Annotated in this window: 15 protein-coding genes; 5 read left to right on the forward strand and 10 right to left on the reverse strand. The window is 56.9% G+C overall.

Annotation, left to right across the window (positions count from 1 at the left end):
- Positions 1–32: 32 nt before the first annotated feature.
- From AC07UK_RS07170 to AC07UK_RS07200, 7 genes are all read right to left on the reverse strand, one after another.
- Positions 33–1,307, reverse strand: a complete 1,275-nt coding sequence (locus tag AC07UK_RS07170) for a lipopolysaccharide biosynthesis protein (protein ID WP_494693868.1) — start codon at positions 1,305–1,307, stop codon at positions 33–35.
- A gap of 141 nt (positions 1,308–1,448) precedes the next feature.
- Positions 1,449–2,537: a GDP-mannose 4,6-dehydratase gene (gmd, locus tag AC07UK_RS07175; protein ID WP_494685517.1), complete on the reverse strand. Its 1,089-nt coding sequence runs from the start codon at positions 2,535–2,537 to the stop codon at positions 1,449–1,451.
- Positions 2,538–2,570: 33 nt separating this feature from the next.
- Positions 2,571–3,497: a GDP-L-fucose synthase gene (gene fcl / locus AC07UK_RS07180; protein ID WP_494685632.1), complete on the reverse strand. Its 927-nt coding sequence runs from the start codon at positions 3,495–3,497 to the stop codon at positions 2,571–2,573.
- Positions 3,498–3,505: 8 nt separating this feature from the next.
- Entirely contained in the window at positions 3,506–4,927 is a 1,422-nt protein-coding gene (locus tag AC07UK_RS07185) for a mannose-1-phosphate guanylyltransferase/mannose-6-phosphate isomerase (protein WP_494685518.1), read from the reverse strand.
- A gap of 328 nt (positions 4,928–5,255) precedes the next feature.
- Positions 5,256–7,517 carry a polysaccharide biosynthesis tyrosine autokinase gene (locus tag AC07UK_RS07190; protein WP_494685519.1) on the reverse strand — a complete coding sequence of 754 codons (2,262 nt, stop codon included), beginning with the start codon at positions 7,515–7,517 and terminating at the stop codon, positions 5,256–5,258.
- An 11-nt stretch (positions 7,518–7,528) separates the two neighbouring features.
- Positions 7,529–7,966 carry a low molecular weight protein-tyrosine-phosphatase gene (locus tag AC07UK_RS07195; RefSeq protein ID WP_494685520.1) on the reverse strand — a complete coding sequence of 146 codons (438 nt, stop codon included), beginning with the start codon at positions 7,964–7,966 and terminating at the stop codon, positions 7,529–7,531.
- Positions 7,963–9,102 carry a polysaccharide biosynthesis/export family protein gene (locus AC07UK_RS07200; protein WP_494685521.1) on the reverse strand — a complete coding sequence of 380 codons (1,140 nt, stop codon included), beginning with the start codon at positions 9,100–9,102 and terminating at the stop codon, positions 7,963–7,965. Before AC07UK_RS07200 ends, AC07UK_RS07195 begins: the two co-directional genes overlap by 4 nt.
- 692 nt (positions 9,103–9,794) lie before the next feature.
- Here AC07UK_RS07200 and AC07UK_RS07205 point away from each other — a divergent pair.
- Positions 9,795–11,075: an MFS transporter gene (locus AC07UK_RS07205; protein WP_494685633.1), complete on the forward strand. Its 1,281-nt coding sequence runs from the start codon at positions 9,795–9,797 to the stop codon at positions 11,073–11,075.
- Positions 11,076–11,146: 71 nt separating this feature from the next.
- Positions 11,147–11,572, forward strand: a complete 426-nt coding sequence (locus tag AC07UK_RS07210) for a phosphatase PAP2 family protein (RefSeq protein ID WP_494685522.1) — start codon at positions 11,147–11,149, stop codon at positions 11,570–11,572.
- A 135-nt stretch (positions 11,573–11,707) separates the two neighbouring features.
- Here the strand turns inward: AC07UK_RS07210 and AC07UK_RS07215 are convergent, their stop codons facing one another.
- Positions 11,708–13,012 (reverse strand): hypothetical protein, encoded by a 1,305-nt coding sequence (locus tag AC07UK_RS07215; protein WP_494685523.1) that lies wholly within the window; start codon positions 13,010–13,012, stop codon positions 11,708–11,710.
- 743 nt (positions 13,013–13,755) lie between these two features.
- Between AC07UK_RS07215 and AC07UK_RS07220 the strand changes: the two genes are divergently transcribed.
- Both AC07UK_RS07220 and AC07UK_RS07225 read left to right on the forward strand, forming a co-directional pair.
- Positions 13,756–14,094, forward strand: a complete 339-nt coding sequence (locus AC07UK_RS07220) for a hypothetical protein (RefSeq protein ID WP_494685524.1) — start codon at positions 13,756–13,758, stop codon at positions 14,092–14,094.
- Positions 14,095–15,707: 1,613 nt separating this feature from the next.
- Positions 15,708–16,640, forward strand: a complete 933-nt coding sequence (locus AC07UK_RS07225; protein WP_494685525.1) for a transcriptional regulator — start codon at positions 15,708–15,710, stop codon at positions 16,638–16,640.
- A 413-nt stretch (positions 16,641–17,053) separates the two neighbouring features.
- Here the strand turns inward: AC07UK_RS07225 and AC07UK_RS07230 are convergent, their stop codons facing one another.
- Both AC07UK_RS07230 and AC07UK_RS07235 read right to left on the reverse strand, forming a co-directional pair.
- Positions 17,054–17,869, reverse strand: a complete 816-nt coding sequence (locus AC07UK_RS07230) for an L-lactate permease (RefSeq protein WP_494685526.1) — start codon at positions 17,867–17,869, stop codon at positions 17,054–17,056.
- Positions 17,866–18,867 (reverse strand): L-lactate permease, encoded by a 1,002-nt coding sequence (locus AC07UK_RS07235; protein WP_494685527.1) that lies wholly within the window; start codon positions 18,865–18,867, stop codon positions 17,866–17,868. Before AC07UK_RS07235 ends, AC07UK_RS07230 begins: the two co-directional genes overlap by 4 nt.
- A gap of 369 nt (positions 18,868–19,236) precedes the next feature.
- Here AC07UK_RS07235 and AC07UK_RS07240 point away from each other — a divergent pair, with 369 nt between their 5' ends.
- Positions 19,237–19,707, forward strand: a complete 471-nt coding sequence (locus AC07UK_RS07240; protein WP_013953069.1) for a cupin domain-containing protein — start codon at positions 19,237–19,239, stop codon at positions 19,705–19,707.
- Positions 19,708–19,778 lie beyond the last annotated feature (71 nt).

Here is a 19,778-nt window from a genome sequence, read left to right on the forward strand (position 1 = left end):
TAGGTTCAACAAGGACTATCCTACTCTCAGATCTAGGGATTGGAGCCACGGTGAACCTCCAAATTCTTGAGCCTCGCAAACGCGATCAATTGAAATGCCATCGGAAAGAATGCGGACACTGCAACCCCCAGAGCTACTCCCGTTAGCCCCAATTTTCCCACTATCTCGGGTCCAATAGCCAAGGAGAAGATCGTCCCAAATAGATTCCCGAAGAAAATTTGCTTCGTGTCGCCAACCGCCATTGAAACCGAGTTCAGAAAAAGGGATATAAACGATGGGAGTTGCGCAAACAGCAACAATGGAAAAAAGGAGGAAGCCCCCGTGTATTTATCACCAAAGAGAAGCGAAAATATTGTTGGCGCCAGGAAACAGAGAACGATATTTACAAGAATGAGCCCGAAGACAGCCAGAAACGTCACCCTTCCCGCCAATCCTTTGAATTCCGCAACACTCAGCTCGCTCTTGCGTGCTGAAAAATATGCTGGCAGGTGATTCGCAATGGCCAATCTTGCAACATTAATAATATTCACGATTGATCCGCATACCGCATAAATTGCCACACTGCGAGCGTCAAGGACATCGCTTATGATGAATGGGTATATTTGCGTTGCGCCAAAGAATACGAGCTGACTTAGTACAAGCCATTTTGCATACTTTATATATTGTAAGCGCCCTCCACTCGCATTTTTAGTTTTTATTCCGGATATTAAACTCGTGGATATCTTGTATATCGACTTATGTTTTATGGCATACGCAATGCAAATACCTGAGAATCCAGCGGCAAATACCAGATGTGGACCTTCAATTTTCAGATACCAAACACAACTGACCAATGCAACGCAGATCAGCCCACTGATTGCAAATATGGAGGTTGCCTCCGCCGCGCGCCCGGTAGATATCAATATTCTCCGGTAGAACTCCATTGATATTGTCACCACGAAGTAGATCGACAAGGACAGCAGAATTCTTACATCCGGAAAATACACAAAGCCAAATGCAAATATTGCGGATATCCCAAGCAACACGAAGATCGTTTGTGTCGGCAATGCTCGCGAAAAAACCGACATATCCCCACGATATTGCTGCGAGACGAAGAAGATCGATGCCGGCTGAATGATCAGCACCCTATTTACTGACAGAAGAAATAGGAGGACCGTATTGGCGAGTGTGTATGCTGCCAATGCTTCTGGAGATAAGACTTTCGCCGCCAGGTATAGAATGAGGAAATTCGTTCCAGACATTAATACCTGATCTAGAAGCAAGGGTAAACCTCGATTTTTCAGCCTGGATCTCATAAAAGCCAGCATAATCGCAGCCTTCAAAATCTACAGTAACAATTGGAAGTTTTCATATATTCCCTAGCCGAGGGAGGCGACAGTGGATGGCGTCCGCTCGCCGAAAGGAATCTAGAGAGCGGACGATTACGAGAATCGTCCGCTTTTTGTCTACTACTCGACAGCAACGGGAATCTTGTATCCATGAGCCTTGAGAAGCGCAAGCTGTTTTGCCTGCGCTAGGTCATGCTGTACCATCTCCCTACACATTTCTTGCGTGGTGATTTCGGGAACCCACCCAAGTTTCTCTCTCGCCTTTGTCGGGTCTCCTAGCAACGTCTCCACCTCGGCTGGTCGGAAATAGCGGGGGTCTACGCGAACGATCGGACGATCACCCCAATAACCGACTTCGTTGACACCGCGGCCTTCCCATTGAAGAGTCATCCCCAATTCAGAGGCAGTCCATTCGATAAACTGCCGCACGCAATACTGTACGCCCGTCGCAATTACGAAGTCTTCCGGAGTCTCCTGCTGCAGCATCAACCACTGCATACGGACGTAGTCCTTTGCGTGTCCCCAGTCGCGCAGCGCGTCCAGATTTCCCATGTACAGGCACTCTTCTAATCCTTGCTGAATATTTGCTAACCCTCGTGTAATCTTTCGAGTAACGAATGTCTCCCCTCGCCGCGGGCTTTCGTGATTAAAAAGAATACCATTACACGCGTACATACCGTACGCTTCCCGATAGTTAACGGTTATCCAATACGCATACATCTTGGCAACTGCATAGGGACTCCTAGGATAGAACGGTGTTGTCTCCTTTTGGGGAATTTCTTGCACTAACCCGAATAATTCGGAGGTAGATGCCTGATAGAATCGTGTAATTTTCTCTCTACCCAGAATGCGGATTGCCTCCAGAATCCTAAGTGCCCCCATCGCGTCCACATCTGCGGTGTATTCAGGACTTTCGAAACTCACCGCGACATGACTTTGCGCCCCAAGGTTGTATATTTCGTCGGGCTTTGTTTGCTGAATGATACGCACCAAGTTGCTCGTGTCGCTCAGATCACCATAATGGAGCTTGAAGCGAGCATTTTCCACATGTGGATCTTCATATATATGATCGATCCGGTCTGTATTAAAGCTAGAAGCGCGACGCTTAATGCCGTGAACGGTGTAGCCTTTCTCCAAAAGGAACTCGGCGAGATAAGATCCGTCTTGGCCAGTAATACCAGTAATGAGTGCAACTTTCTCTTGTGCCATGGAAAACCTGCTCATCCAAATTTTATAATCGGATCACTGCCGAAATGGGGCAGCTTCATATGCATACTGAATACCATCTCGCAAGGCCGTTCGCGCACGCCAACCGAGTGAAGCCAGTCTGCTCACATCCAGCAGTTTGCGGGGAGTGCCGTCTGGCTTTGAAGAGTCGAAGATGATGTCACCAGAGAAGCCAATAACGCCCATTACTGTCTCTGCCAGTTCCCTTATGGTTACATCCTCACCGGTACCGATATTCACCAGCGGCCCGTCATAATCTTGCTCAGCCAGATGCACACAGGCATCGGCCAGGTCATCGACGTAAAGGAATTCTCTTCTAGGCGTGCCAGTGCCCCATACTACGTACTGCTTTTCACCATGAAGCTTCGCTTCGTGTGCCTTTCGAATTAGTGCTGGCAGTACATGACTATTTGCCAGATCGTAATTGTCGTTGGGACCATATAGATTGGTCGGCATGACGCTGACGTACTGGCGTCCGTATTGCTTGTTATAGCTTTCGCAGAGTTTGATACCGGCGATCTTTGCAATCGCGTACGGTTCATTTGTTAACTCTAGTAGCCCCGTCAAAAGATACTCTTCTTTGATCGGCTGAGGGCATTCTCGCGGATAAATGCAGCTAGATCCAAGAAACATCAGCCGCTGAACCCCGGCCAAATGGGCGCCGTGGATGATGTTCGCTTCAATTTGCAAATTTTGATATAGAAAATCTGCACGATACTGATTGTTTGCTTGAATGCCGCCGACTTTTGCCGCAGCAACATATATGTAGTCCGGTTTCTCGGCCGCCAGAAAATTCTGAACAGCGTTCTGATTAAGCAGATCGAGTTCCGCTCGTGATCTCGTGATCACATTCTTATAGCCTTTGGCAAGGAGGCGCCGAACGATTGCACTTCCTACCATTCCACGGTGACCAGTTACGAAGATTCTTGATTCACGATTCATAGTGGTAGTCATTTTCGGCCATAGGTATCTTCGAAGCGAACGATATCGTCCTCACCCAAGTAGCTTCCGCTCTGCACTTCGATCAGCTCGAGAGGCATTTTCCCGGGATTTTCCAGTCGATGAACTGTACCTAGAGGAATATAGCTCGATTGGTTTTCGGTAAGCAGAAAGGTTTCATCGCCGCATGTCACCCGCGCCGTTCCCTTAACTACAATCCAGTGCTCTGCGCGATGGTGATGCATTTGCTGGGATAGCTTCGCACCGGGCTTCACAGTGATGCGCTTGACTTGGTAACGCTCACCGCTGTCCACCGAGTCATAGTTTCCCCATGGTCGATAGACCTTCCGGTGTTCAACAGCTTCGTTGCGCCCCGTGCTATTTACCAGGTTCACAAGTTCCTTCACGTCTTGCGCCTGATCCCGATGCACTACTAGGACAGCATCCGGTGTTTCTACGACCATCACATTATCCAGGCCAGCAACTGCAACAAGCCGGTGCCACGAGTGAATCAAGCAATTGTTAGCTCGGTGGGTAACAACTTCACCGACAGTGACGTTTCCAGCATCGGTCTTTTTCCCCATCTTCCAGACGGCATCCCATGAGCCCACGTCGCTCCATTCGGCTACCAAAGGAACCACTCGGGCACGTTGAGTGTGTTCCATCACTGCGTAGTCAACGGAATTGCTGGGGCAGCGCTCAAGGGATTCAGGGTGTAGCCTAAAGAAATCCTGATCCTGCTGGCCTAGTTTGACGGCATCGCGCGCAGACACGAGTATCTCCGGTGCGAACTTCTCGAGTTCGGACAGATACGTCGACGCGAGAAACATGAATATCCCGCTGTTCCAGAAATAGTTGCCGTCGACAAGGTATTGCTTCGCCCGCTCCACGGATGGCTTCTCCACGAAGCGCTCTACTTCAAACCCTGCTCCCTCTAACGGCACCCCAGCCTTGATATAGCCGTACCCGGTAGCCGGCTCCGTGGGCGCCACGCCAAAGGTGACTATGGCGCCCTCACGCGCCGCCGAAACTGCTGCTCCGACGGCCGCGACGAAGGCCTCCGGGTTTCCGATTAAATGATCTGACGGCAAGAGCAAGAGAATCGGGTCCCCACCATCAAGCATCGCTTGGACTGCCGCTGCGGCCGCCGCAGGCGCCGTATTTCGACCATGCGCCTCAAGCATCACTTTGCCGTGAATACCCAGATCATGGACTTGCTCCGCCACCATAAAGCGATGAGCATGATTGGAGACTAATATAGGTGCACCGACCCCTGCTATTCCTTGCACTCGTAGTACAGTCTCCTGAAGCAGGGACTGACTACCACTGAGCTTTAGAAATTGTTTTGGGTATCCTTCGCGGGAAAGGGGCCAGAGGCGCGTACCAGTTCCACCGCATAGGACTACCGGAATAATGTCTACTGGCTCGTCCATCCGAATTCTCCTTTTTCGAATCCAAATTCCAGCACGTCGGCATGTTATATACCAACGCGTGTAGGCACACCGCCTGGCGGCGGCGGCATAGCCCTGTAAGGGAGAGACCCCATGGAGATCGGATCCACCGACATCGCAGTCGGCGATCATGCTGACTCTAGGGGCTGTGGAGGTCGGAGCAGACAGCTTGCGTTGCATCACTGAGACCAACCCACCACAGAATTGCCAGCTTCATTGGCTTGGCTATTTTGACCCGGGTCTAACGATGGCTTTATAGAGCTATCTCTTATAGGGAACTTTTCTTAATCCCAAGGAGATATTGCTTTCCTCACTTTGTTTTGGCCGCCTCTTGCGGGATAACATCTTGAGTGTAGCCGTAGTACGCATAGCGATAACGTCCGTATTTCGAACCATAGCCATAGCGGTATGCGTTAGGATCCAAACCATTAAACACGACGCCATTCACATCGGCATTTGTCTGGCGCAGTTGCTTGGCGGATTCAGTCACTTCGCCGATGGTGGTTTTCTCGAACCGCGTCACCAGGAGCACCGAGCCGCAGCGGGCAGCGAGGATCGCGGTATCGGAGACGGCAAGAACGGGCGGCGTATCGATTAGGACAAGGTCGTACTGGTGATCCAACTCATCAAGAAGCTTCACCATCCGCGCGTTGAGCAGCAGTTCAGCCGGATTCGGAGGCAAGCCGCCGGTACTGAGAAAGTCCAGGTTTTCAAGTACTTCGCGGTGTACCGCCTGGTCAAAACTCGCTTTGCCGAGCAGCACGTCCGCCAGGCCGTTGTTTCGGGACTTGCCAAAATACTGGTTCAGGTGGCCCTTGCGCATGTCGGCATCGATCAGCAGCACGCGCTTGCCGCTCGAGGCCATCACCGCGGAGAGGTTGGCCGAGATAAATGACTTGCCGACACCTGGCGTGGGGCCCGTGAGCAGCACGCGCTTGTTGTCCGCATCGAGCATGGCAAACTGCAAAGCCGTGCGCAGGCTGCGCAGACTTTCAATCGCTGGCTCATTGGGATTACGTTCTGCGAGCACGAAGTTGCCGCGCTTGCGCTGGCGGATTTCTTCGGTGAGAAAATTCTGTGCGGTCGATAAAGGCACGGTCGCGTAGACACTCAGACCCGTATGCTGCTCAATGTCCTGCGAATCGGTGATACCACCGTACAGCGCATTGCGCACGAAGGCCACCACGACACCAATCAGAACGCCCAGAATAGCAGCCAGCGCTATGACCAGGCCCTTTTTGGGCTTGATAGGTTCCTCAGGAACCGGGGCATTATCAAGCAGCCGCACATTTCCGACCTTGCCCGCCTTGACGAGCTTGAGTTGCTGCATATTGTTCAGCAATCCCACGTAAAGGTCGTTGTTGACTTGCACGTCGCGCATCAATCGCAGGGTGTCCTGCTCCACATTGGGGAAGGCCTTCATGCGGGCAGCCATAGCAGCGACTTTCGTGTTTAACGCCACTATTTGCTGATCGATGGCCTGCACGCCCGGGTGGGAGGCAGCAAAACGTGTCGATAGTTCGGTGCGCTTTTGCTTCAACTCGAGCAGCCTCGTTTCGGCCATCACGTTTTCCTGCAGAAACGCCTTACCTTCCTCGCTCAGGTTGAAGGTATTGCGCTTGTTGCGCATGTCGTTGTACTTCACCTCGGCCCGTTCCAGCTCGCCCTTGAGTTGTGGCAGGAGTTCTCCCAGGAAGACGAGTGACTTCTCTGCCTCGGCGGCTTTACGCTTGATATTCTGCGTAACGTACTCTTCACCGATCTCATTCAGGATGCTTGCCGTAACCTTCGGGTCGGCGCCATCGAGCGAAGCGCCAATGATGCCGCTCTGCTTCCCCTTCTCGGCGATCTGGAGTTGGTCCTGGAGTTTCTCGACGGTTTGCAGGTGCGAGTTCCGCACGAGCTTGAACGCGATGCCCGGCTTTGCCTTCATATCCGTTACCAGCAGCGTGAAGTCGCCCACGCTCTGCTGCGCGGTCAGCCGCTGGCCCACACGCCCCTCGAGGGGCGCGTCCAGGCTGGAATGCTCCACACGGTAGCGGCCTTCACCCAGGGCGAACAGCTTGAACTTTTCACCCTCAAGCGATTCAGGGACATCGAACTGCTCAACATTGATAGATTCCCTGGCCCAGGCGAAGCCACCGAACCCGAATAGTCCTGGCTCCGACAAACCCTTGGCGCGGTTGGCGATGCTGGCACCGACAAAAGGAAAATAGTTGGGCTTCGCCGAAATATAGAGCCGCAAATTGTCCACCGCCTTACTGACAACCATGCGCGAGCGGAGGATCTCGATCTCCGCCGTGGCCTGCGCCTTGACATCGAACAGACTGGAGACATCACCCAGCAGGCTGTTGGCGCTGTTCGGATTGTCCTCCACCTGCACCAGGATATCGGCCCGATAGACTGGCCGAGCCAGGAATGCGTACGCCACCCCTAGCGCCAGCACTACACCCGCAATGGATGCAATCAGCCAACGACTGGCAAGCAGCACATCAAGGTACCGGACGAGGTCAATCTCGTCGTCCGGAGGCGCAGCGACAACAACTGGAGGGGGAGTCTGGTTCATCTGCATTGCTGAATCGGTTATCGAAGCGCCTGGATGCGCGGCACCCAGGCTTCCACGCCGCGTTGGATCAACCGCAGCACGTTTTCGAAGGCGGGACGTGCTTCGCGATAGGGATCTGGCACATCGAACCTGGCAAGCTCACCGATGCGAAAGACACGACCGGTGGTGGCCGGGTGCAAGTGCTGGATGTCCTGCCGCTGGTCGTTGTCCATCACGAGAATGAGGTCCGCACGCGTCGTCATGGCTCGACTCAGTTGCTGGGCTCGATGGCCGGTGATATCCACGCCAATCTCGTGCATGACTGCGATGGCGTGCGCATCGGCCGGCTTGCCCGTGAGCGCGCCGAGGCCAGCGGAGATGATGTTGGCATCCGGCAATGCCTCCTTAAGGAGCCCCTGCGCCATAGGACTCCTGCAAATATTGCCGATGCAGACCACGAGTACAGTCTTGATCATTTGACCGCGTTCGCCGTGGACGTGAAGAAGTTGCCGCTCGGCAGCAATTGGTTGATTACGCGGCTCCAGCGGACCACACCTGCGGCATCCACGTAGACAACGTCCCTCGGCTTCAGCTCAAACGACTCGGCCAGGGCAAAGGAGACAGGGGACTTGCCGTCGAGGTGAAACACCTCGGCTTCGCCATCGATGCTCTTGCGGATAACATAGAGTTCCTTGGCGTTGGCCGAGTTGGGGTTGACACCGCCAGCTTCACCGATGGCCTCGCTGAGTGTCAGGCGCCCGTTGCGCGGCATGACGGCGACAGGACGCAAAACTTCGCCGGTCACGAATACCTTGCTGTCCTCGCGTTGTTCCACGCGAACGATGTCGCCGTTGCGCAGCAGGATTTTGGCGGGGTCGATGCCTTGCTGCAGGAGTGCAGGCAGGTTGACGACGTAGGTCTTGCCCTCACGGGAAACGCGGATGCGGCTGTTGTCGCCCGTCAGGACGTTGACACCCCCGGCGCGGTTGAGCGCTTCGACCAGGGTCATGGGTACGTCGTCGACGTTCTGGGGGCCAGGCGTCTTGACTTCGCCGTCCATGTAGACGCGCTTGCTGCGGAAGGCGAGCACGCGTACGGTGACCTGCGGCATGTTGACGACAGGCTTGAGCTGGGTGCTCAACTGTCCGCGGATCTCGTCCGGTGTGCGACCGAGAACCTTGAGCACACCGGCATATGGAAACTGGATGGTGCCCGCGGGACTTACGACGTAGCCTGGCACGTTGGCCGCGCCGCTGTAGTTCGGGATCTCGTATGCAGTACCAATCGAGTACGTTTGCGTGGGGAACACCAGTTCCGGGTGGTCCCACACAACGATCGAGAGAATGTCGCCCACGCCCACGGTATAGGGCCTCGGGTCTGCGAACAGCTCCTCCACCCCAGCGTTCGCTGGCTGTGTGGAGGCCTTCAGCGTGCGCACCAGCGCCGGCGTGATCCGGGTGATTTTGGGCACCGATTCCGGGTCCTCCGGATCGAGCGGTCGCTGCGGGTCGAAGCGCATCCCTGGTGCGAGTGCACAGGAAGCCAGTAACGGAACGATCCCCAGGCACATTACCGCCCTGCCAAACGTCAGCCTGCTTGAAAGCTTTAGCACGTCTCGATTATTCCCTTGTTACAAGAAGGCCCGCGTTGTCCGCCGTCTCCTGAGCGGGCTGTGTTGCGGGGATTCCGCTTGTCCGACATGGCACACGCTGGTGCCTTTCCGCTTGTTTGCGCTGCCTGCGGATTTGAACCTGGCGGTGTTGGCTTCGTGCTGCTCGGCGCGGTGGCGCGCTCTTTTTGCACTGCGTCATTACGCGAATGACCGGCGAAGTGTATGGCTCCAGCGGCTACATCTTCAAGGCACAAATGGCGTTTTTAGCGAGTTATCTATCCCCACGTAAGAGTGGACCCGCAAAAAGGAGGGATGTGCGCGAAGCGATATCGAGCGAGAATGCGTGCCTCGTCGAGCGTGGGAAATTCCGTCATGCCGCTGCGCGTTTCGTCCCGGGCCAGCCAGCTTGCTGCGGTTCTTTCGGCCGTGTTCCTGGCCTGCAAGATCGTCTGATCCGCGCATCTTGCCCACCGGATTTCCGGACGCTTCTATACGCCCTTCTTCCCGCAATTTGCCAAAGCACAAAAAAAGAAGGGTGTAGGCACAGGGAGTCCTACACCCTAACGGGTCAGGCAAGGGGTCAGGCTTGCCGGGGTTGATTATTGATGGGGGTCGGACCGGGTCTTACCCTGCTTTAGGGGGCCCCACGCTTAGGTGGGGAAAGTCATGAATTGGAGCATTGACGGTTGAAGATGGGGGAAGGAGACACTCAGAAAAGCGAAAGCGAACTCCGAAAGACTGTCGTCGCAACGTCTCTCGTCAGTGGACTGGAAACGTTTGACTTCACCGTGTTCGGATTCTTCGCGGCGATGATCGGAGACCAGTTCTTCCCGGCGGAAGATCCTCTGACTTCGTTGCTGATGGCAGTGGGCACCTTTGGCGTTGGCTTTCTCATCCGGCCGCTTGGCGCGATGATGATCGGTGCCTGCGCCGACCGTGTCGGGCGCCGCGCGGCGATGACGAGAACCACCGTCCTGATGACCATCGGGACGGCAGCCATCGCCCTCTGCCCGCCATTTGCAATGATCGGTGCGGCTGCGCCGGTCATCATCATCATCGGTCGGGCGCTGCAAGGTTTTGCCGTCGGCGGCGAAATCGGCGTTGCCTCGGCATACGTGATGGAAACCGGACCGGTGTCGAGTCGTGGCCGCGTGGTCAGCTGGCAGTCCGTGAGCCAGGGCGCGGCTGCGTTGCTGGGAGCATCCCTGGGCGCCCTTCTCACGAAGGTGATGTCGCCGGAGGATCTGGCTTCCTGGGGCTGGCGTGTTCCGTTCCTGTTCGGACTTCTGATCGCGCCCGTCGGCATCTACGTTCGCCGCCAGCTTCGCGAGGCGCCGCTCGTCGACACAAAGGACAGAGATGCCGCCACGCCGCTCGCTGAACTGTGGCGCGAGCATCGCAGCACCATGCTCCTGGCGATCCTGATCAGGATGGGGTCAACGATCCCGGTCTACGTCATCGTCTACTACATGCCAAGCTACCTGCATCGCGTGATGCACGTACCTGCCAGCACGGGATTTTTGGCAGCAACGTTGTCCGCGCTGCTGCTGACTGTCATCCCGCCGCTGTCCGGCCTGCTCATCGACCGACTGCCCCGCCGCAAGCCGCTGGCCCTCTTCACGGCGGGATGCAAAGTGCTTCTGGTCTTCCCGATCTTCCTGATGATTGTGCGTGCAGACGGCACGCTGCCAGTCCTGGTTGGCGTCGGGCTGATCAGCGCTATGGTGGCACTTGGCGCCGCCGTTGGCACCCTGCTTGTGCTCGAAGCATTTCCCGCACGGGTGCGCGCCAGCGGCGCCGCGATTTCGCATGCGCTGAACGTTGCGCTGTTTGGTGGCACCGCGCAGTTCATCGTGACGGGAATGATCAAGTTGACCGGCAACCCCATGTCGGCGGCCTGGTATATGGCAGCGACATGCCTGCTGAGTTTCGGTGCGGTCGTTCTGATTAAGGAGAAGCGCACGGAAGTCTGAACCGCTGCATATCACGCCGCCGCCTGTCATCGATCACCCGCTTCCGCTCAACGAGGGGGGCGCTCGCAGACTTGCCAGGCAAGCTTCTGTCGGCCGGCATGGCACTGACCGGCATATCTAAAGTCCTGTACGCTGGATGCGGGTTCGAGCTTTCCTCGATCGAATTTCGCATGATCAGCGGGCATACGACCTTGTCGACTGCTGTCTGGACCGTCGCCATCGCACTCCTTTCCCGGAGCATGGGAGGCAACGCAGGCATCGGCGCCATCGTCGGTTTGCTTGTCGGCCGGCTGACTGCTGTCGCCAGAGTCTTCGATCACGCCCACACGGTTCCCGAAGTCATCGCGGGCTGGCTTTTGGGCGCTGCAGTCGGCGCGCTCTTTGTTCGCACTTTCACGCGCTCTAAATTCAGACCGTTTCGACCGGTTTCCGCCGCTGCTGCGCTCCTCCTCGTCACCACCGCGGCATATGGACTCCACGCGCCTTCCAAACCATGATCGAGGCACATTCACGAGGTCTATGCGCACGTGCATTCCCTATGGTGGGGCCACCCTGCAAGCCAAGCCGCCCATGAGCTTCCAGCCTGCTACGCTTTGCGGCGCGGCCGCTGATTGGTTCGGACATGTAGATCCCTATAAATCCAGAAACACACCACTTGCATCTGCCGGCTTCCTGACCGGCATGCCTTCATGCACAAACGGTCGCGGGCTTTCTTCTGACGCGTAGTAAGCAAAGCCGGCAGAAATCGGTTGTGCTACGAGCACATTTATGATGCTCGCAAAGACGTTTGCGGCCGTGGCCGAAGTAGCATTGAATTGATTTGTTGGGGATGAGCCATCCCAAAGCCCGAGATTAGAGTGATCAGCCGCGTAGATTAAATGCTTAGTGAAGCCGCACGCAATCGAACCGAATAGCAACTGGCGAAGGACGCGGTCGCTGTAACTGCGAGATTGCCCCTGGAACCGGTACAGACTTGATCCGCTCGCATGAAACTCAGTGTTCCAGACGGGCTTGCTCTGCAGATTGTTTAGTGCAATCGCCCAATTGAGTTGCCCGGCATACGTGAGCATCGTTCGAGTAATGATTGACCCGTTGTAGTCGATGCCACTTCGATCCCAGTTTTGGTTTGCGAGTGCGCCATAGAAGTGGTGGCCAATGACGTCGAAATACTGTGCCCCAACAGTGCCAGCGCCAGTGCTCCCATCGATGGCGATGCCGCTCGCATCCGCGGCAAACATCTGCCCAGCGAGCACGCCCTCCCCACCCTGGTAAGGTGTTGAGACGACAGTAGCAGTCGGATCGTACTTCTTGACTAGCAGAAAGGCTATCCGCTGATACTGTGCTACCACGTTGGAGAGCTTCGCAAGCGACCATCCAAGGCCCCCAGTTGCCGTTGAATTCATGATCCCGCTCGGCTCGCCATAAGGCTCATAGGCGTACACCTTTCCGGAAATGTGCGGCAGTAGCCCGTTCAGGTAGTTTAGGAAATCGGTTTGACCTTGAGGAGATGACGGATCATGCCCGAACATATTCAGGCCGGTTCCATTATTGTCTGCTGTCAGGGCGCTGTATGTCAGAGCGCCAAGGTTCAGCACTATCTTGAATCCCTTTGCTGCGTACTGGGACAACACGTTGTCGATCATTGAGAAATCGAAGGTGCCATCGGGGCGCATGGTCCCCCCAAACCACCGTTGGGAGGATGAGTCCCATCTGCCGTGCCAATTCGGGTCGAAACACCGAGCTATCCCTGCCGCCTGTGTGTCCGGCCAGAACACAGCAACGCCTTGCGGGTTGATCGGGTTCGGGTCATACGGCCAGCGGATGTAATGAATGCCGAAGTCATCCTTCGTTAGTTGCTTTGCTGAAACCGTGTAGATAACACTCGTGGCGCCCGTCAGAGACGGGGGAGGAGCGAGTTGCGCGAAAGTTCGCTTCACGGGTTCACCTCATGATCCCATTGATACAGGTGCCGCGCAGGCGCACGCTTGCCGTTGCCTGCCCAAGTGACGCGCTAACATTTGCGTCAGGAAACTGGGCCCCCCTGTTAATGATGCCCCCTGGTCGTTATTGATCAGGTCAGAAATGTCGCCAGATGACGAGTAGTTCACGAACATGCACGAGTTCGCGGGACTAATGCCAAGGTCCGAAAAATTGTATCCGTATGCCAATCTGGCGATCTGTCGGGCGGTAACCGCATGATTACAGTAAAAGGCATTGCGCACATCGATCCCCTTGCCAGAATTGCCGCCGACCTTCCATTTAGACGCTGGGAGGGGGTAGTTGGCATCAGGCGGTTGGCTGGCAATAACGTTGTGGGCCATATAAACCGACGTGGCAACTGATGGAAACATGGTCAGGACAGGGCACCACGCAATGTTCTATGTATCTGCTGCCTGAGCGTTTGTCCCCAACGCCGTCCTCTCCGAAGCCATTGTCGGCTGTAAAGAGGTTGACCACCCAATTGTAACTTGCCAGGTCGGTCGCCTTGACGCGAACGAAGGCGCCGATGGTGGTATCCAGCGCGAGAGAGATTCCGGCGGACTGCCCGACGGTGGCGTAGTTACTAGGCTGGACGCACGCAGACATTTTTCATCTGCGAAATGACCTGCGTGTGACGACGGGCGCCAAGGCGGCAAAGAATGGCTGACAGCCGCTGGCCCTCCAAACGGCGGGATGCAAAGTGCTTCTGGTCTTCCCGGTCTTCCTGATGATTGTGCGTGCAGACGGCGCGCTGTCAGTCCTGGTTGGCGTCGGGCTGATCAGCGCAATGGTGGCACTTGGCGCTGCCGTTGGCACCCTGCTTGTGCTCGAAGCATTTCCTGCACGGGTTCGCGCCAGCGGCGCCGCGATTTCGCATGCGCTGAACGTTGCGGTGTTTGGCGGCACCGCGCAGTTCATCGTGACGGGAATGATCAAGTTGACCGGCAAGCCCATGTCGGCGGCCTGGTATATGGCAGCGACGTGCCTGCTGAGTTTCGGTGCGGTCGTGCTGATCCAAGAACAGCGCCCACAAGCCTGAACCGCCCTATCAAGTCAGAATTCCCCGACGCTTCAGGCAGGCCGAGCACTTCCTTACGCTGCACTCGTGCTTCCCATCGCTTGAGGGGTACCGCCGATGCTGCGATGCAGCACAATGCCAAGCGGCGACCCCGTTGCCAAACTTAAGGGTGTAGGCGCATCCCTGTGGCGCCTACACCCTCTTTCTTTGCCCTCAGCCCAAACGAGCTGTACGTAGTCGTTCGCCACGGCAGGCTCCATGGCGGAACAGAAAGGCGGCAGGACAATGTGTCCTGCCGCCGCTCAAGCGCGCGCCTCCCCCCCCGGCCCAGACGCGCGCCGCCATCCAAAGTGCCTACTTGATGCAGGCGAGGTTGATGGCGAGGCCTCCCCAATCGGTAGCCTGGTTGTTGTTGACGTGCCTTGGGCCCGAACAGCTCATATGGATGCGTTTCATGGGATGCCCCCCTTTCCCCGGCTCTTAGGCACGTAAATTCGATGGCTTTGGCGAGCGCCAACGATGAGGTCAATCTAGCTGGCGGAATTGGAATGGCAAATCAGCTCTATGGACGAGGGGCGCACGTCCCACCGCTGGCGCTGAGGATAATGTCGGAGCGCACGGCATTAATCGCGTTGCGCTCTCGCCTCGGGACTTCTGGACTCTCGCAAAGCCTTGATGGACAAGGCATTGCCGACCATGGAGAGGTAGTTTTTGGAGGCTCCTGCAGACACTGCGGGCAGCGGTATCCAGTGGCCTGAAAATGCTATCAATCCCCACTGGAGCGGGGTACGGCGCGCTAAACAGTTAATGAAAAAGTATTAGGTCAAAATGACCGGAAAAATTTTCATAGCAAATGGAACGTCGTCGAGTACGCCGACTCACCGCGAATGTGCCACGCTTGCACTGATCGCGGAGCGCACGACCTTCAGGCGCCCGACTTTCAATCCCCTCCATAGAGGGGGTTGAGATGGGATAAGCCCAGAAATATCGCAGCGCAGCAAAGCTACTTATGTCAGACCTTAAAAGATTGGAATTCCTATTTCCGCCAGGTTTGGTTAAATTGACCTCAATTGCAGGAATCGGGGATAAGAATGCGGCCGGGCTGGAATACCGCATGGCTGCGCGTTTCGAGAGATCTTGATTTTGCCTCCTTGGCGCGTGCTATCGATATGCGGGTAATGCTCAGGCGATACAAAAGTAGTATCAGTTTGCGTCAGTGACAACAATCACATAAGAACGGATATAGCCTGGACCCACGAAAGGGCCGGCTGGCATTTTCTTATTCAGTCGACATTGCTTTTCGTCATCGAAAGCGACGTGCCTGCATTTTCTGGCAGCGCGGCATGCGGGTACTGGCCTGGCCCTGCGGTTACGCAGGCGACCAGACATCGCCGGTATTAAGGAACGACTAGCAATTACCGGTGACATGGCAGCGGGCGGGCCATTATACCGAGATCCCATCGGCACAAGGACGCCGCCCGCGAGGGCGCACTGATCCCGTTCGTACTCCGCCTGCAGAAAGTGTTTTTTAAACGACCACAGTGGCACGCACGCCCCAGAGGCGGCGGCATGCTGCGGCATTGGATGTATGGGGGTCCCACCAGGCAGCAAGGGATAATATGCAGCATTCAGGGGTGTTCACGCGTCAGGAACTGGACCGTTATTTTGCATCGTATGTGGGGATGGAAGGAGGCAACCCAGGAGCTCCCGTCTGGATATGCGACAGAAGCCCGCGCGCCTGGTTGGAGCCCCTTGTCGCGCCGCTGCAGCCGCGTGTGGCGCCGCCCGCCTGGGACGCCGAGTTCCGCCACCAGCAGCGGGAAAACATGGGCAAGTGGCTTGGCCATCAGTACATTGCCCGCATCATGGCCGCCGCGCGGGCTGAAGCACTGCGCGTTCGGCTCGCGGACAACGACTGGGAACAATACTACTGGCGCCATCTCTACGCGCCAGGGGGCGCCGAGTTCAGGCTCAGCCTGTATCCCCTGCCTGCCCAACTCGATGGACGAACGCCTTGGTCCAAAGCGTTCCGAGGCCAGCCCGAACTCGTCCCACAGACGCGCTACGAGGATCTGTGCCGGCATGGCGAACGCTTCCGGTTTCTCGCGAAGACCTGCGCCCGCTGGCGCCCGAAGGTGGTCGTTTGCCTGGGCCATCGCCATACCGACGAATACCTCGAAGCCTTCTCGCTAGGCGGGCTCGCCAGCGAAGAGCACGCAATCCAGCCGGCCGACCAAGTCAGGCGCTTGCGCATCTTCGCCAGGGACGGCACGACGTGGATCATCTGCCCAGCGCTCGGCGGCAGCGCAGGACTGATCTCGCAGGTCCAGCTCGATGCGTTTGGCAAGCTTCTGGGCACGCGCCTGGCAGCGAGCGACTTCAAACACTGCCTCGATCTCGATCCCGTCGACAACGCCCCGTGGGCGCAGCTGGAGGTCTTGCCCGATCCGTACCGGAGGGGCCAGCTGCCTGCCGACGCGGCTGGTCGCCATACGGAGGAAGGTGCTCGGCCAGTGTTTCCCAGCAGCGAACACGCTCAGGCGGGGACTCGTGAATCGTTCGCCTAGTATGTGTGTATGCCAAGGGAATCCGCCATCACGAGTCGCGATAAAAGACCCCGTTATCGTGCCCTGTCTTGGGCCCCGGCAACGCTGGCCTCATGCTCTTCCTGGTCTGACGTGCTGCCGGCATCCGTTGCTAGCCAAGCCTCGCCGAAGGGCAACGGCGGTTGCCGGCCATCAAGCGTCGTAGATCCGCGCGATCACTCGGTAGTTGGAACGTCGGCTCCAGACAAGCTAACGGACTTTTGGCCAGCGATGCAAGTCGCTTCATCGGCCTGCCAAGACGTTCGCCGGTTGGTAGTGGCTGGCAGCTTCGATGGGTGAAGCTGCCAGCCAACATATACGAGTGCTGTTCTCCCACAATGAGTGGCCCGATCAACGGACGCCGTCTGGCCTGTGTCGAATCTCCTCTTCATGCTTCATTTTCCGACCGGTGGTATCGGAATGATCCCCGGGAAGACGTAAGCTTGCAGAAGCGCTATCAGGCCGATAACCGCGGCTCCGGCGATTGAGTGCCAGAAAATCGTGCGGAAGATCGGCCCCAGCGCATGCGATCTCTCCTCTGGATCGTCATAGCATGCTGCGCAGGCCACCATGATGGACTGCGCGTCGATCATTTTTCCCATCACGCCACCGGTCGAGTTCGTGGCGACGATCAGGATCGGATTCAAATTGAGTTGTTCGGCAGTGATTCGCTGCAGGCTACCGAACAGGGCATTGGAGGCAGTGTCGGAGCCCGTCAGGAAGACGCCGAGCCAGCCCAGGTAGGCGGCAAAGAAGGGATACAGGAAGCCGGCCCCGGTGAACGCGAGGCCGAGCACCGCGTCAGTACCGGCGTACCGCGTCAGGAAGCCGAGTCCAAGGACCTGCGCAATCACCAGGACTGGAATCTTCATGCGCTGGAGGGTCTGGGCGAAAGCCGCCTTCCATTGCGCCGCGCTCAGCCTGAGAACCAGGCCGGACAGGATCGCGGCCACGAATACGCCGGTCCCAGCGGCCGAGAGCCAGTTGATGGTGAACCTTGCCACCTCCGGCTTGGCATTGGCTGGCGCCACCGGGGGCATCCGTTGCACCAGGTTGTGCAGGGCGGGCATGTCCCAGACCGGCAGCGAGAGCGTCCCTGAGAATGGTGAGCCAAGCAAGGTCGTGGAAAACGTGATCGAGGAGAAAAGGTTGTTCAAATACTTCTTAAACTCCGGTATGCCCCAGATGGCGCAGCAAAGGATCAGGATCACCCAGGGCAACCATGCGTGACTGTCTCCCGGGTCGTGTACGAGTACTTCCACTCGGTACTGTCGACCGTGGCTGTCGCGCTGGCCTTGCCGGCCGCAGCCAGCGCCTCGCGCTCGGCCCTGAGCAGGAAGCGTGTCTTCGGATGCCACACAAAGCGCAGGAACAGCGCGGTGCAGATGACCGAGAACACGCCGGAGACCACATCCGTCATCAGGTGGAACTCGTTGGTTCCTGACGCGAACCACTGCATGACGGCGAACGATGCCCCCGCGCACAGCGCCGCCGGCCAAACCTCGAATGCTTCCTTCCAGGTGCCGCCTTCCATCTTCACGAACGTGGCAACAAGCCAGAACGGGACCAGGACCGAGACAAAGGGCAGTTGGCGGCCGGCCATTGCGGACAGCGTGACCTGGTCCAGGCCGCTCACCGCTGCCAGCGTGACGATCGGCGTGCCAATCGCTCCCCACGCGACCGGCGCGGTATTGGCCAGAAGATTCAGGACAGCGGACTGGAAGGGCTTGAATCCCAGGCCCACCATCACCGCACCCGCGATCGCCACCGGCGTCCCGAAGCCCGAAGTTCCCTCGATGATCGCCCCGAATGAAAACGCGATCAGCACGCACTGCAGCCGCCGATCGAACGAGATATGGATGATGGACTCCTTCACAATCTCGAACTTGCCCGTCACCACGGTCATCGTGTACAGGAACATCGCAGCCAGGACGATCCAGATGATGCCCAGGAAGCCGGACAGTGACCCGAGCGCAAAGGCTGACGCCGCCGAGGCAAGCGGCATCCTGAAGACGATGCAGGAGACCAGGAAAGCGGCGATGACGCCATAGAGCGCCGCATAGGGTGCGGAAATGCCGAGGTGTACGTTGCCTTGCGAATCGCGGTGCCGATGCAGGGCAATGAAGTACAAGAGCACAAGGATGGGGATCGCTGCCACCACTGTGGAAAGAAACACGTTCCCGAGCGGATTGTATGTCTGCTGGTACATGGTTTCCCTCATCGGTTACCCCGTTCAAATGAATCGGATGCTGCACATTCAGTGGGCGGATTAGTATCCGGCACGCGAGTTGTTCTTCGGCCGGCGAAGAGCAGCGGGGTCCGCAAAAATTCTACCGCCGCGTGCACCAGCCAGCAAACCTGAAGGTGTTCCGGGATCCTGGCCCGATGTCACGACCGCGCGGCAACAGCGTAATGGACTGTGAGTCATGCAGCGGCCGGCGCTGTCAGTTGACGTGCTGGGCTAGCCACCTAAACTTGAATTGATCAGGAGCATTTCCCAGTAATCGGTGGCTGGCAAGGAGTCTGTAGAACTGGCAGCTTCCATGCCGACACCACTTCACTGGGCTGGAGCGATGAAATGGGTTCTGAGTCAAAGCCAAATTGGCGCGATCACGGAGTCAAGATCATTCCTGGCTCCCAACTCGATCTCAATACACCTCAAACGCCTGGCATGACGAGAGCGGCCGCAATCACACATGCGCGGGCGGGGGCTAGCAAACTTTGGGCAGGCACGGTCACCATTGATGCCAATGCCAAAACGGGAGCTCACCATCATGGCGAATTGGAAAGCGTCATATACGTTGTGAGCGGCCGGGCACGTATGCGATGGGGTGTAAATCTGGAGTTTGTCGCAGAGGCAGGGCCTGGCGATTTCATCTACGTTCCGCCATTCGTACCTCATCAAGAGATCAATGCAAGCAAAACTGAGGTTCTCAGTTGCGTGGTAGTCCGCAGCGGTCAAGATCCAATTGTCATTAACCTGGATATCAAGCCCGCCGAGCCACCGGAAGAAGTCTATTGGGTCGATCCCATTCATCCGCATCCGTGAGTCCGACATGGGTATGAGCAGTTGGGGGCGGATGAACGGCGGTTCAGGGACGTTCGGCGGAAAGAGCCCGC

The organism is Cupriavidus sp. GW821-FHT07C08 (assembly GCF_059419025.1).